General features: G+C 60.2%; 13 protein-coding genes. 6 read left to right on the top strand and 7 right to left on the bottom strand.

What is annotated here, in order from left to right:
- Positions 1-48: 48 nt before the first annotated feature.
- The 3 genes from J7380_RS10980 to J7380_RS10990 form a co-directional block, all read right to left on the bottom strand.
- On the bottom strand, positions 49-519 hold the full coding sequence (locus J7380_RS10980) for a hypothetical protein (RefSeq protein WP_209195783.1): 471 nt from the start codon (positions 517-519) through the stop codon (positions 49-51).
- 157 nt (positions 520-676) lie between these two features.
- Positions 677-1,339 (bottom strand): YrbL family protein, encoded by a 663-nt coding sequence (locus J7380_RS10985; protein WP_209195784.1) that lies wholly within the window; start codon positions 1,337-1,339, stop codon positions 677-679.
- 89 nt (positions 1,340-1,428) lie between these two features.
- A complete protein-coding gene (locus J7380_RS10990) occupies positions 1,429-1,620 on the bottom strand; it encodes a zinc-finger domain-containing protein (RefSeq protein WP_209195785.1) in 192 nt (63 codons plus the stop codon).
- Positions 1,621-1,707: 87 nt separating this feature from the next.
- On the opposite strand from J7380_RS10990, the gene J7380_RS10995 reads away from it, so the two are divergent.
- Positions 1,708-2,640: an ABC transporter ATP-binding protein gene (locus tag J7380_RS10995; RefSeq protein WP_209196083.1), complete on the top strand. Its 933-nt coding sequence runs from the start codon at positions 1,708-1,710 to the stop codon at positions 2,638-2,640.
- 11 nt (positions 2,641-2,651) lie between these two features.
- Here the strand turns inward: J7380_RS10995 and J7380_RS11000 are convergent, their stop codons facing one another.
- Positions 2,652-3,116, bottom strand: a complete 465-nt coding sequence (locus tag J7380_RS11000; protein ID WP_209195786.1) for a DUF1203 domain-containing protein — start codon at positions 3,114-3,116, stop codon at positions 2,652-2,654.
- Between the two features lie 110 nt (positions 3,117-3,226).
- Between J7380_RS11000 and J7380_RS11005 the strand changes: the two genes are divergently transcribed.
- The 3 genes from J7380_RS11005 to J7380_RS11015 all read left to right on the top strand — a co-directional run bounded on the left by J7380_RS11005 (position 3,227) and on the right by J7380_RS11015 (position 7,648).
- Positions 3,227-6,145 carry an error-prone DNA polymerase gene (locus J7380_RS11005; protein ID WP_209195787.1) on the top strand — a complete coding sequence of 973 codons (2,919 nt, stop codon included), beginning with the start codon at positions 3,227-3,229 and terminating at the stop codon, positions 6,143-6,145.
- 47 nt (positions 6,146-6,192) lie between these two features.
- Entirely contained in the window at positions 6,193-6,606 is a 414-nt protein-coding gene (locus J7380_RS11010; RefSeq protein WP_209195788.1) for a group III truncated hemoglobin, read from the top strand.
- A gap of 103 nt (positions 6,607-6,709) precedes the next feature.
- On the top strand, positions 6,710-7,648 hold the full coding sequence (locus J7380_RS11015; protein ID WP_209195789.1) for a DMT family transporter: 939 nt from the start codon (positions 6,710-6,712) through the stop codon (positions 7,646-7,648).
- A 9-nt stretch (positions 7,649-7,657) separates the two neighbouring features.
- Here J7380_RS11015 and J7380_RS11020 read toward each other — a convergent pair whose 3' ends face one another.
- On the bottom strand, positions 7,658-8,368 hold the full coding sequence (locus J7380_RS11020; RefSeq protein ID WP_209195790.1) for an NYN domain-containing protein: 711 nt from the start codon (positions 8,366-8,368) through the stop codon (positions 7,658-7,660).
- A gap of 110 nt (positions 8,369-8,478) precedes the next feature.
- Entirely contained in the window at positions 8,479-9,591 is a 1,113-nt protein-coding gene (locus J7380_RS11025) for an S-(hydroxymethyl)glutathione dehydrogenase/class III alcohol dehydrogenase (RefSeq protein ID WP_209195791.1), read from the bottom strand.
- 129 nt (positions 9,592-9,720) lie between these two features.
- Here J7380_RS11025 and J7380_RS11030 point away from each other — a divergent pair, with 129 nt between their 5' ends.
- Both J7380_RS11030 and J7380_RS11035 read left to right on the top strand, forming a co-directional pair.
- A complete protein-coding gene (locus J7380_RS11030) occupies positions 9,721-10,008 on the top strand; it encodes an I78 family peptidase inhibitor (protein WP_209195792.1) in 288 nt (95 codons plus the stop codon).
- A 61-nt stretch (positions 10,009-10,069) separates the two neighbouring features.
- On the top strand, positions 10,070-11,722 hold the full coding sequence (locus J7380_RS11035) for a DUF6504 family protein (protein ID WP_209195793.1): 1,653 nt from the start codon (positions 10,070-10,072) through the stop codon (positions 11,720-11,722).
- A 15-nt stretch (positions 11,723-11,737) separates the two neighbouring features.
- On the opposite strand, the gene J7380_RS11040 is transcribed toward J7380_RS11035, so the two are convergent.
- Positions 11,738-12,463 carry an SDR family NAD(P)-dependent oxidoreductase gene (locus J7380_RS11040; protein ID WP_209195794.1) on the bottom strand — a complete coding sequence of 242 codons (726 nt, stop codon included), beginning with the start codon at positions 12,461-12,463 and terminating at the stop codon, positions 11,738-11,740.
- Positions 12,464-12,582 lie beyond the last annotated feature (119 nt).

Below are 12,582 nucleotides of genomic sequence, written 5' to 3' on the forward strand. Positions count from 1 at the left end.
GGGACGTTGTGCCACAGGGCCGCTCAGGTGGCCAGTCAAGAACGCGCGTCAGCCACCGAACAAGCCGCTGAACACGTCAGAAAAACTGTTGAGTAACGCCATGATGATCAGCACGCCCAAAAGGGCGAAGAAGGCCATGGCAAAAAACTGAAACAGAATCGCACCTACGCCAATCACGGTACCGGCAACTGCAGGGCGCCGTCTTTCGTGACGCAGAAGCCCAATCACAGATACAACGATTGCCAAGGCCCCAAGCATGGCCACGCCGATCTGTAGAAAGTCATCCAGATCACGGCTGCGCGCGACGGGCTCGGGCTGTTCCAATCCAGCGGCCGAACGCAAGGTGGACTTGCCGATCTCGGCGGCCAATTCGCCCAGTGAAACGCCCGTCGATTGCTGCGGCGCAAACGGCCCTGCCCAAAACACGAACAACGCGGCGAACAGCGCAAGGGCACCAATACCAAACCCAATCCAGCCGAAAACCGGACTGGCTGTGTCAGTAGATGCAACATCCGTCATCGAACTCATCCCAATATCTGCAAATCGGCCATAGCATAAAAACCACGGCAATATTTGGGCGGGCACTATCGCTTGCGGAAAACGCACCGCAACTGTGCCTGAATGACCATATCTCTTCGGTTCAACAATTCGCCATCAGGCAAGCAGCATATCAAAGCTATGGGGCGCTGAACGCTCTGGTCGCCGCATCCCACCGCAATCCGGTTTTTTCACCGATTCCGTGCATCTGCTTGTTCAACGACCTGTCATTCAGCCGACGGCTCAGGCTGCGCAACGGGACCAGATTGCGTTCCCCGTACCCGTCGATCAGCACGAACATCGGCACTGAATCGCGCGTGCCGTAAACGATATTTTGCGCATGGATATCGCGACCTACGATTTGAAAATCGTACAGCTTATGAACAAAATCATTCAACTTGTTCAGAACCTCGAGGGGCAGCTGGCGCTGCTGACACAACGACATCAAATCCTGCGCCAGAGAGCCGTCCTCAGATTCCATACGCTCGACCACAATGCCCGGCCCGGCATCCGTTTGCACAACACCAAAAGACCGGGCCAATGGCATCTTCGCGATATCCGGGCCGCTTTTTAACGCCGCCTTCATCTCGCACTCCAGCTCTTTCAATGCATTGCGATAGACCGAATCCGGCAGCAGATGCCGCACAACGCGCTTGGCAAAGGATCGGTTGGGCCGCGTGCGCGGGCGCGTCACCTTGATCAGAAGATCGGATTGGTCGGGGTAAGCGTAGACGTTTCTGTGGCCACCTGTGGCGACAAGATCTTTGTCGGACAGGTGAACCAGTTGCACTGGAAAGATCATTCCGGATCCGCGTGGAAATGACACAAGAATTCTGACGCAGCACGCTACAGCATATCCTGCCCGGCGTCAGCCCTTGTAACAGTTTTATGTCAGATCGATTGCGACCCTTCGGCTGCAGACCCTTTGAGAATGTATTTGCAATCGCAATAGGGGCATTCGACCCAACCAGTGTCTTCAGGGATTTGCAGCCAGACACGTGGATGGCCCAGTGCCCCTTCGCCACCGTCACAGGCGACACGGGTGGTTTCCACGATCTTGGTTTCCGGCGCTTCGATGGTCACGGCTGGCGATCCTTCTTCGGTTGTCGGCCTCGCGGGCATGTATTAGGTGCGTTTATGAGCGATGAGCAAACCGGGGGCAAGAGCCACATGAGCGATGCGGCAATCAGGATCGAAGGTCTGCACAAGACCTATCGCGGCAGCAAGGCACAGCCCGAGAAACACGCGCTAAAAGGCGTAGACCTGACGGTCCCGCGCGGGTCGGTGTTTGGATTGCTGGGGCCAAACGGGGCCGGTAAATCGACATTGATCAACATTCTTGCCGGGCTGGTGGTTAAATCGGCCGGAACGGTCTCTATCGGCGGGTTTGATCAGGATAAAAACCCGCGTCAGTCCCGCGCAGCAATTGGCGTAATGCCGCAAGAGCTGAACCTCGATCCGTTCTTCACCCCGCGTGGCGCCTTAGAGGTTCAGGCCGGTCTTTATGGCGTCCCCAAGGCCCAGCGCCGCAGCGACGAGATTCTGGAACTGGTCGGCCTTGGCGACAAGGCCGAAGCCTATGCGCGCACTCTGTCTGGGGGTATGCGTAGGCGGCTGCTGTTGGCGAAGGCTCTTGTGCATCATCCCCGCATTCTTGTTCTGGATGAACCCACGGCGGGCGTGGACATCGAGCTGCGTCAGATGCTCTGGACCAATGTGCGCAAACTGAACGAACAGGGCATGACGATCATTCTGACCACGCATTACCTGGAAGAAGCACAGGAAATGTGTGACGAGATCGCGATCATCAACCACGGCGAAAAGATCGCGCAGGACAGCACCGCCAACCTGCTGAGTCGCATGGACAGCCGGACAATGGTCATTGCTCCGGACAGCCCGGTGACCGAACTGCCAGCAGCGCAAGGGGTCGAGGCCACTCTGCGTGACGATGGCAGCCTGGTGCTGCAATATCGCAGCGCTGCGACCAGCGCCGAACAAGTTCTGGAGTCGGTGCGCACCGCAGGCATCCGTATCCGCGACGTCCGCACGGAAGAGGCAGACCTCGAGGATGTATTCCTCGCCCTGACATCTGCACGCGGATAAAAATTTGACCGTTAGACTCGATCTACCCGCGCCTGGTAACAGTTGTTCCGCGCGGACCGGATGTGGATATAGGCCACATCGGGACGAGCAAAGATATCACTGACCTTTGCGCCGATCCGATCTGTGGGCGTAATCTCTCCGGTGCCATAGACGATCCGATCATCCAACCCGTACCCTTTGATCAGATAGTCCGGAGAGGTGGTCAGAATCTCGGGCATCTCATCCCCTGCATACTGTTCACACGGGGCGGCACACAGAAAGATCGGACCCGTTTCCGCGTAGGGTTGTGTCTCTGAAAAAGGGCGATGCGCCAATATCAGCATCTCTTTTCCTTCCGGAATGTTCTGCAGGCAATGGCGGCAGGGATTGCCCGCACCTTTGGAAATGGCGCGCTCGGGCGAGGCGCCATATGCGTCCGGCCCTCCGGCCTGAAGCGCGCGGACTTGAGGGGTGGGAAGGGCAGTGATCTTGAACATCCCGGATCTCCTTTTTCTGCCACCCTGCCCAGAGGGGAAACTGCAATCGACCCGTTTCCTGCGCAAAGGACTCGAAAAAGAACAAAAGGTGAATATAATATGGAATCGCCATGTATGCCGAGCTGTCGATCACGTCGAATTTCACCTTTCTCACCGGGGCCTCGCACCCCGAGGAGTATATGCAGCGTGCCGTCACCCTTGGCCTGCCCGCCATCGCGATTGCCGATGACAACTCGGTCGCCGGGATCGTGCGTGCCCACACTCAGGCGCGCGAGATTGCCCGAAAGGTGCGCGAACGTGTGGAATGGGAGGGGCACAACACACCCATCGGCCCGCCCTGCCCCGGTCACATCCCCAAACCGCCCTCCTACCCAATCCACGCCGTGCCACGCCTGATACCGGCAGCGCGGCTGATCTTTACCGACGCGCCCACCGTCACCGCCCTGCCCCTGAACCGGCAGGGCTGGGGCAACCTGTGCCGCATCCTGTCCGCAGGCCGCCTGCGAGCCGAGAAAGGCGACTGCATCCTGCATCTGTCGGACCTTCTGGCGTTTTCCGACGGTCTCCACCTGCTCCTCTGGCCACAAGCGGCCCGGTCGCAGGGCGGCGCGAGTGCTTGGCGGACACAGGCGCAACAGCTGACGCGCCGCTTTGCGGGACGGATGCATCTGTTGATGCACCCTCGGTACGATGGCGCCGATAGTATATATTTGGACGAATTAGAGACTGATTCACGGCAACTCGGCATCCCAAGCCTCGCCAGTGCTGCGCCGATGATGCACCACGGCACCCGCCGCAAGCTGGGTGATGTCCTGACCGCCATCCGCCTGCGCCGCAAGGTAGATGATCTGGGCCGGGATGCGCTGGCCAATGGTGAACAACGCCTGCGGTCCGAGGCCGAAATGCGGCGCATTTTCAAAGGTCATGAAGGCGCTGTCACCCGCGCCCATATGCTCAGCGAACAGTTGCAATTCTCGCTGGATGAGCTGCGCTATGAATACCCCAACGAAGGCAGCGATCAGGAAACCCCGACCCAGCGCCTGCACCGTCTGGCGCATGAGGGGTTGAAATGGCGCTATCCGGCGGGCGCGTCCGAGAAGGCCAAGAAAATGCTCGCCCATGAACTGACCCTGATCGGCAAGCTCAAATACGAGCCCTATTTCCTGACCGTCCGCGACATCGTCACCTTCGCCCGATCCCGCGATATTCTGTGTCAGGGGCGCGGCTCGGCGGCCAACTCCGTCGTCTGCTACTGCCTCGGCATCACCGAGGTCAGCCCCGAGCTGGGCACGATGGTGTTCGAACGCTTTGTCTCCGAGGCGCGGGACGAGCCCCCAGACATAGACGTCGATTTCGAACATGAACGCCGCGAAGAGGTGATCCAGCACATCTATGACCGCTATGGCCGCCACCGCGCGGGGCTCTGCGCCACCGTGATCCACTATCGCGGTAAGCGTGCGATCCGCGAGGTCGGGCGGGCGATGGGCCTGACCGAGGACACGATCTCGGCCCTGTCCTCGCAGCTCTGGGGGTTCTTCTCGGCCAAAGGGTTGGAGGCCGAACGGATGCGCGAAATCGGCCTTGACCCCGAGGATCGCCGCTTAAAACAGACTCTAATGTTGATGTATGAAATAGACGGCTTCCCTCGCCACCTCTCGCAGCACGTCGGCGGGTTCATCATCACCGAGGGCCGGCTGGATGAACTCGTCCCCATCGAAAACGCCACGATGGAGGACCGTACGGTCATCTGCTGGGACAAGGACGATATCGACAGTCTGGGCATCCTCAAGGTCGATGTCCTCAGCCTTGGCATGCTGACGTGCATCCGCAAGGCGTTCGACCTGATCACGCAGCACCACCAAACCGGCTATACCCTTGCCACCCTGCCGCCCGAGGATCCGGCGGTGTACGACATGCTCTGCAAGGCAGACTCGGTCGGGGTGTTTCAGGTGGAATCGCGCGCGCAAATGAACTTTCTGCCCCGAATGCGGCCGCGCAATTTCTATGATCTGGTGATCGAGGTCGCCATCATCCGCCCCGGCCCCATTCAGGGCGACATGGTCCACCCCTACATCCGCCGCCGCAATGGCGAAGAGGAGGTCAGCTTCCCCTCGGACGCGCTGGGTGAGGTGCTGGGCAAAACGCTGGGCGTGCCGCTGTTTCAGGAACAGGCGATGCAGATCGCCATCGTCGGCGCGGGCTTCACCCCCGAACAGGCGGACCGGCTGCGGCGGTCGCTGGCGACGTTCAAGAAACATGGTAATGTCAGCGAATTCCGGTCCTTATTCCTGCGCGGGATGGAGCGGAACGGCTATGAACAGGATTTTGCCGAGCGCTGTTTTTCGCAGATCGAAGGGTTCGGATCCTATGGCTTCCCCGAAAGCCACGCCGCCAGTTTTGCGCTGCTGGTCTATGCCTCGGCCTGGATCAAATGCCACCATCCGGGGATTTTCGCCTGCGCGCTGCTGAATTCGCAGCCCATGGGGTTTTATGCCCCAGCGCAAATCGTGCGCGACGCGCGTGAACACGGGGTTCAGGTGCGCCCCGTCTGTATCAATGCCAGTTTCTGGGACAACGTGATGGAACCCGACGGTCACGGCGGGTTGGCTCTGCGGCTGGGGTTCCGCCAGATCAAGGGCCTGAGCGAGGAAGACGCCAGCTGGCTGACCGCCGCGCGCGGCAATGGCTACCATCAGGTGGATGACGTATGGCGTCGTGCCGGGCTTGGCCCCTCGGTAATCGAACGGCTGGCTGAGGCCGATGCCTTTGCCGCCTGCGATCTGACAAGGCGCGAGGCGTTGTGGCAGGCCAAGGCGATTGCTACTGCGAAGCCCTTGCCGCTGTTCTCGCAGGATCTGGAGGGCGAGGCGCTGGACGAGCCCGAAGCCTATCTGCCGCAGATGACGCTGGGCGAGCAGGTGGTCGAGGATTACGTGGCCACCCGTCTCAGCCTCAAGGCGCATCCGGTGGCGTTGATCCGGCACCTGCTGACGCCCGAGCCGCGCGACAAAACCACGCCTGTTGCGTAGCAGCGGGATCAGTTATGGCCAGAAATAGAGACTATTGCAGGATCGAAATGACCAGACCACCCCTGCCCCCACGCTTTCCGGCGACACCGGATCAGATCAACGCTCAGGTCGCCGCCTTTTACGCCCGCGTCCGGCAGGATGCGGTGCTGGGGCCGGTCTTCAACGCACATGTCCACGACTGGCCCGCGCATGAGGACAAGATCGCCGCCTTCTGGCGCAACGCCATCCTGTTTGAGCGCAGCTATGACGGCAACCCGCAGCGGGTCCATATTGAACGGCCCGACGTGCAGCCCGACATGTTCGCCCATTGGCTGGACCTCTTCGAAGAAGTCGCTACCCAGACCCTGCCGTCTGAAACCGCGACTCCTTGGGTCGAACTGGCCCGGCGGATCGGAGTGGGGATGAAGGCCGGTGTGCAATCCGCGCGCCAACCCAAAGATGCACCACCGATGCTGCGATAGAATACGCAAAACGGATGTTAGCGGTAAAATTGAGACTACCAGACTCGGTCAAATGGGGATAAGCAACAGGCAACCCACCTGACATATTGCCGAGACCTTCGTGATGAGCACGCAAAACACAACCCTCAAGGGCCTTGGCTATGCGTTTGCAGGCTTTGCGGTCTTTGCCAGCCACGATGCCCTGATCAAAGTGCTGGGCAGCACCTATTCAGTGCTGCAGATCATCTTTTTCGCAACGCTGTTTTCCTTTGTTCCGATGGCCGTCACTATCCTGACCGATCGGGCGACCGGGAATTTTCTGCCGCGCCATCCATGGTTGGTACTGCTGCGATCCGCCCTGATGGTCACGGGCATGTCCTGCGCCTTCTACGCCTTCTCGGTCCTGCCATTGGCCGAGGTCTACTCGCTGCTGTTTTCCTTTCCGCTGATCGTCACAGTCCTGTCGATCCCGATATTGGGCGAGGTCGTGCGTGCGCAGCGGTGGGCCGCTGTCGGTGTGGGGCTGATCGGCGTGCTGATCGTGCTACGCCCCGGCGCAACAGACATAACGCTCGGTCATCTGGCGGCGCTAACGGCCGCATTCTGCAGCGCCTTTGCATCCGTGCTGGTGCGCAAGATCGGCAGTGAGGAACGTTCCGCCGTATTGATCCTTTACCCGATGCTGCTGGCGATTGGCGTCATGAGCCTGGCACAACCCGCCGTATATTTGCCGCCCTCGCTGCTGCATCTGGCGATGATGGCGCTAGTGGGGGTATTTTCGGTCATCGCACAGCACCTGATCATCCTAGCCTATCGCGCCGCACCCGCAGGCGTCGTGGCCCCAAGCCAATACAGCCAAATCATTTGGGCCACCCTGTTCGGCATGGTCTTCTTTGGGGAACGCCCAGACGGCTGGGTCGCAGTCGGGGCCAGCATCATCATCGCCTCAGGAGTCTATGTGGTCTGGCGCGAAAGCCGGGCGAATACATCGTCGGTCAACACGCCGGTTCTACGAGTCCGCTCGCCAAGGTCAGATACCGGAGCGTCGCGGCCGGGGAAGTAAACTCTACCTTCAAGGCTCTTTGCACCTGATCTTGAGATCGCCATTTGTGCCGTTCTTTTCAAAGCGATCAATGGACCGCACAAGATCGCTCAGCCTTTTATGACCGTAGGTACGAGAGTCGAAATCTGGATAAATCTTGCCCAATTGACTCCCGACAAAAGCGAGGCTGGCCCAGCCATCGGGCTCATTCGTGTTCAGCACGACGTTTCGGATCAACTGATAGGCGTGGTTCAACTCATGCTTCGGCTTTGTGTTCTCAGTTTTCTTGGGTTGAGAAACCCCTATCTCCGGCTTTTCAATGTTCTCAATATAAATGAACCTGTTACAAGCTGCCACGAACGCCTTGGGCGCTTTGCGCTCTCCTATGCCGAACACGTCCAGACCCTGCTCTCGAATCCGGCTGGCGAGACGAGTGAAATCGCTGTCCGAAGAGACGAGAACAAATCCGCTGAACCTTCCGGAATGGAGAATATCCATAGCGTCAATAACCAATGCAATATCGCTGGAGTTCTTACGGCTGGTGTTTGCAAATTGCTGATGCGGAACAATGGCATATTCCGCCAATGAGGCCGCATCCCACCCCTGTGGTGCGCCCCCCGAAAAATCCCCATAGATACGTCGCAGGCTTGCTTCACCCAGCGTTGCAACCTCTTCAAATATCTCGGCCACATGTTTTGCTGGTACATTGTCAGCATCAATCAGGATCGCTAACCGATCCATAGTCTTAGCGCTCAAATCAATCCCTCAATATCTGATCTTATTCACTAGAGGGAATTTAATAATGAAATGGGCGGGCAAAAGCCCGCCCGCAACACTTTTTTCGATTGTAATCAGTACACAACAACCGAGCGGATGCTTTCGCCCTTATGCATCAGGTCGAAACCGTGGTTGATGTCGTCCAGACCCATGGTGTGGGTGATCATCGGGTCGATCTCGATCTTGCCTTCCATGTACCAGTCGACAATTTTCGGCACATCGGTCCGGCCCCGCGCACCGCCAAAGGCCGTACCGCGCCACGAGCGGCCCGTGACCAGCTGGAACGGACGGGTCGAGATTTCGGCCCCCGCAGGTGCCACGCCGATGATGATCGACTCACCCCAGCCCTTATGCGCCGATTCCAGCGCGGCGCGCATCACGCCCACATTGCCAGTGGCGTCAAAGGTGTAATCGCCGCCGCCCTTGGTCAGGTTGACCAGATAGGGGACCAGATCGCCTTCTACCTCGTTCGGATTCACGAAATCGGTCATGCCAAACTTGGTCGCCATCTCGACCTTGGCCGGGTTCAGGTCAACGCCGACAATCTGATCGGCCCCGGCCAGACGCAGGCCCTGGATCACGTTCAGGCCAATACCACCCAGACCGAACACAATCGCGCGGCTGCCGATTTCCACCTTGGCGGTGTTGATCACCGCACCGATGCCGGTGGTCACGCCGCAGCCGATATAGCAAATCTTGTCGAAGGGCGCGTCCGGGCGCACTTTGGCCAGCGCGATCTCGGGCAGAACGGTGTGGTTGGCGAAGGTCGAGCAGCCCATGTAGTGCAGGATCGGATCACCATCCAAAGTCGAAAAGCGCGAGGTGCCGTCGGGCATCAGGCCCTGTCCCTGCGTTTCACGGATCGCCTGACACAGGTTGGTCTTGGGATGCAGACAATATTCACACTCGCGGCATTCGGGGGTGTAAAGCGGGATCACGTGATCGCCCGGCTTCAGGCTGGTCACGCCCGGGCCGACCTCGACCACGACGCCTGCGCCTTCATGGCCCAGAATCGCGGGGAACAGCCCCTCGGGGTCGGCACCCGACAGGGTGAATTCATCGGTGTGGCAAATGCCGGTGGCCTTGATTTCCACCAGAACCTCACCCGCTTTGGGGCCTTCGAGGTTCACATCCATCACTTCCAAAGGTTTGCCCGCCTGAACGGCGACGGCGGCACGGGTACGCATATCTTTGTCTCCCTGTCTTCTTTGCCCCGACCCTGCGGCAATCGCAGGAGGTTTTCAACTGCGCTTTGGTGACAGGTTTGTTAAATATCTGATATTGCAGAAACGACATTGCCGGAAAGAGGAACGCCAATGTACCGTTTTATCCCCACGCTGGCCCTGCTGGCCGCCTGCACCCAGACACCCGCGCCCGAGGACGCGCCCCTGTCGCCCGAACCTGCGCCGGTTGATCTGGCGTTTTGTCTGGGCGAGCCCTTTGCCAATTCCATTGGTCAACCTGTCTCGACCATTCAGGCCCAATTGCCTGAACGGTCCCGCGTTCTGGGGCCCGACGGCATTGCCACACAGGATTACCGCATCGACCGGCTGAATGTGTTTGTAGATGAGGCCGGGATCATTCGGCGCCTGACCTGCGGCTAGGCATGGACTCGGCGGACGATTCTACGATAAGAACAAAATGGGAACATTTTGATGTCTGCCGATGCCAAAACGCCGAATACTCTCGCTCTGGTTTCCCCGTCTGGGGGCTGAACGGCTGATCCGCGCTGCGCGGGGGCTGCAGGATGGGCCTTTGGCTGTGGTGACCGAGCAGTCGAACATGCAGGTGATCACATCGCTGAACGCCACGGCGCAGACCGCCGGGTTGCGCGTGGGCCAACCAGTGCGCGATGCCCATGCCATGTGCGCCAATCTGGTGACACGCCCCCGCAACGCCCCGGCCGAGGCTGCGTTTCTGACCGCCCTGCGTCGGTGGGTAGGCAAGTTCAGCCCATGGGTTGCCGAAGAAGCGCCAGACGGATTGATCGTGGATCTGTCGGGGTGCGCGCATCTGTTCGGCGGGGAAGAAGCGTTGTTGAACGTGATCGAAACCGACTGCGCAGATATGGGGCTGAGCGTACAGATGGGCATCGCCGACACGCTGGGCGCGGCCTGGGCGCTGGCGCGCTACGCGGGGCAAGAGGCCACGTCCGACCGCAATGGCGACGCCATCAGCCAAGAGGCCCGCGCCACCCGCGCCCGCGCCACCAAACGGCGGCACTGGACCAAGGGCGGGGTCGCGCCGCAGGTGGTCGCCTTGGGCGGCGGCGCGCGGATTGCGGCGCCGGGGCAATCCTATGGCGCGCTCAGCCCGCTGCCCATCGCGGCGCTGCGGCTTGAGGATCAGGTGGTCGCACAGTTGAACCGTCTGGGCCTGCGCCGGATCGGCGATCTGCTGGGGCAACCGCGGGCGTCGCTGGCGCGGCGATTTGGGCGGGGGCTGGTGCTGCGACTGGATCAGGCGATGGGCAGCGCGCCCGAGTCGGTCTCGCCCGCACGTCCGCCGCATCACTTTGCGGTGCGGATGACCCTGCCCAACCCGATCGGCCTGACCGAGGATGTGATGGCCGCCATCGACCGCGTTCTGCCGACACTCTGCACCAAGCTAGAAGAGAAAGCGCGCGGGGTGCGGACTCTGCGGTTGGAAGCCCACCGCGCCGATCAGGCCGCCGAGGTTATCGAGGTCGGACTGGCCCGCCCAACCCATGACAAACACCGCATACGCCCTTTGTTAGAGATGAAAATTGACCAGATCGACGCGGGCTATGGCATCGACATGCTGCGGCTTGAGGCGGTGCAAACAGAACCCCTCCACGTCCGGACCATGGCCGGCCATGCCGAGGCCCGCCGCGTCGCCCGCAACCGGTTGGACGGCAACACCGCCGTCGAAGATCTGATCGGCAAACTGGGCGCAAGGGTCGGGTTGGAGGCGATCACAAGGCGGCACCCGGCGGCCTCGCACATCCCCGAGAAAACCGCACAGGTGCTGGCCGCTGCATGGTCGGAGCCCGCGTCCGATTGGCCTGCACCACCGCGCCCGCGCCCCTTGCAGATGTGGCAGCCCGAGCCGGTGATGGCACCGGAAACCCCGGATGTTCCAACGACCTTTCGTTGGCGCGGGCGCGACTGGCAGTTGGCGCAGGCGACGGGGCCGGAACGGATCGCACCCGAATGGTGGCTGGATGACCCCAACTGGCGCAGCGGTGTGCGTGATTATTGGGTGGTTGTGACCGAACAGGGCGAACGGCTGTGGCTGTTTTACGGCCACGGCGGCACCATGTCAGCGGGCTGGTTTTGTCACGGACAATTTGGATAAACCTCTAATTAGGGCCTATTTTCCGCGATACACCAGCCAATCCGGCAGGTAATCAATCAGTCGGATCACCCAGGAAAACGGCGCGGGAAAATCAGTGCGGAACCGGCGACGCCCCATCGCTTTGGCCACGCGATTTGCTGCATCCTCGGGCGTCATCAGCATAGGCATCTTGAAGCTGTTCTTCTCGGTCAGGCGGGTCTTGATGAAGCCCGGATTGACGATCCGCACAGTCACACCAGTTCCAGCCAAATCATGCCGCATCGTCTCTGCCAGGGACACCAGCGCGGCTTTGCTGGCCCCATAGCCAATTGCAGCAGGCAATCCATGGTATCCGGCCAGAGACCCGATAAGCGTGATCTCCCCCTGTCCGGCCTTGACGAAACCGGGAACGGTTTCCCCCAACACGCGCATGGCCCCCAGACAATTCACATCGACCATCCTCAGCGCGGTTTCCGTATCCCAATCGCCACTGCGCATGGGATCATAGGCCCCGGCGTTATAAACCAGACCATCCACCGCGCCCGCCCCGGCCACCGCGGCGCGAACCGAATCCAGATCGGTCACATCCATAGGGATTGCGCGCGCGTTGGGCAAAGTCTCACACATCTCGGCCAGACGGTCGGCATTGCGCGCGGACAAGATCAGATGAGCGCCCTGACGGCTGAGCGCTTGGGCCAAAGCCCGCCCCAGACCTTCGCTGGCACCAATGATCCAATAGGTTTTTCCGTCAAAGCTGCTCATTCCGCGACCGTTTCATATGTTGTGTTTCTTTTACGACCGCGACGGGGCGCTGGATCAAAAGCAGATCCGCCAGGTCTTTTGTTACCCGAGGTCACAACATAGTGCATTCAAGAAAAACA

Origin of the sequence: Ruegeria sp. R8_1, from assembly GCF_017743815.1 — a bacterium.
In the GTDB taxonomy this organism is placed as follows: Bacteria; Pseudomonadota; Alphaproteobacteria; order Rhodobacterales; family Rhodobacteraceae; genus Ruegeria; species Ruegeria lacuscaerulensis_A.

What these genes read in the sequence shown, in the direction of transcription:
- J7380_RS10980 (WP_209195783.1), bottom strand. Translation starts at nt 519, where the DNA reads ATGACGGATGTTGCATCTACTGACACAGCCAGTCCGGTTTTCGGCTGG.
- J7380_RS10985 (WP_209195784.1), bottom strand. Translation starts at nt 1,339, where the DNA reads ATGATCTTTCCAGTGCAACTGGTTCACCTGTCCGACAAAGATCTTGTC.
- J7380_RS10995 (WP_209196083.1), top strand. Translation starts at nt 1,708, where the DNA reads ATGAGCGATGCGGCAATCAGGATCGAAGGTCTGCACAAGACCTATCGC.
- J7380_RS11000 (WP_209195786.1), bottom strand. Translation starts at nt 3,116, where the DNA reads ATGTTCAAGATCACTGCCCTTCCCACCCCTCAAGTCCGCGCGCTTCAG.
- J7380_RS11005 (WP_209195787.1), top strand. Translation starts at nt 3,227, where the DNA reads ATGTATGCCGAGCTGTCGATCACGTCGAATTTCACCTTTCTCACCGGG.
- J7380_RS11010 (WP_209195788.1), top strand. Translation starts at nt 6,193, where the DNA reads ATGACCAGACCACCCCTGCCCCCACGCTTTCCGGCGACACCGGATCAG.
- J7380_RS11015 (WP_209195789.1), top strand. Translation starts at nt 6,710, where the DNA reads ATGAGCACGCAAAACACAACCCTCAAGGGCCTTGGCTATGCGTTTGCA.
- J7380_RS11020 (WP_209195790.1), bottom strand. Translation starts at nt 8,368, where the DNA reads ATGGATCGGTTAGCGATCCTGATTGATGCTGACAATGTACCAGCAAAA.
- J7380_RS11025 (WP_209195791.1), bottom strand. Translation starts at nt 9,591, where the DNA reads ATGCGTACCCGTGCCGCCGTCGCCGTTCAGGCGGGCAAACCTTTGGAA.
- J7380_RS11030 (WP_209195792.1), top strand. Translation starts at nt 9,721, where the DNA reads ATGTACCGTTTTATCCCCACGCTGGCCCTGCTGGCCGCCTGCACCCAG.
- J7380_RS11035 (WP_209195793.1), top strand. Translation starts at nt 10,070, where the DNA reads ATGCCAAAACGCCGAATACTCTCGCTCTGGTTTCCCCGTCTGGGGGCT.
- J7380_RS11040 (WP_209195794.1), bottom strand. Translation starts at nt 12,463, where the DNA reads ATGAGCAGCTTTGACGGAAAAACCTATTGGATCATTGGTGCCAGCGAA.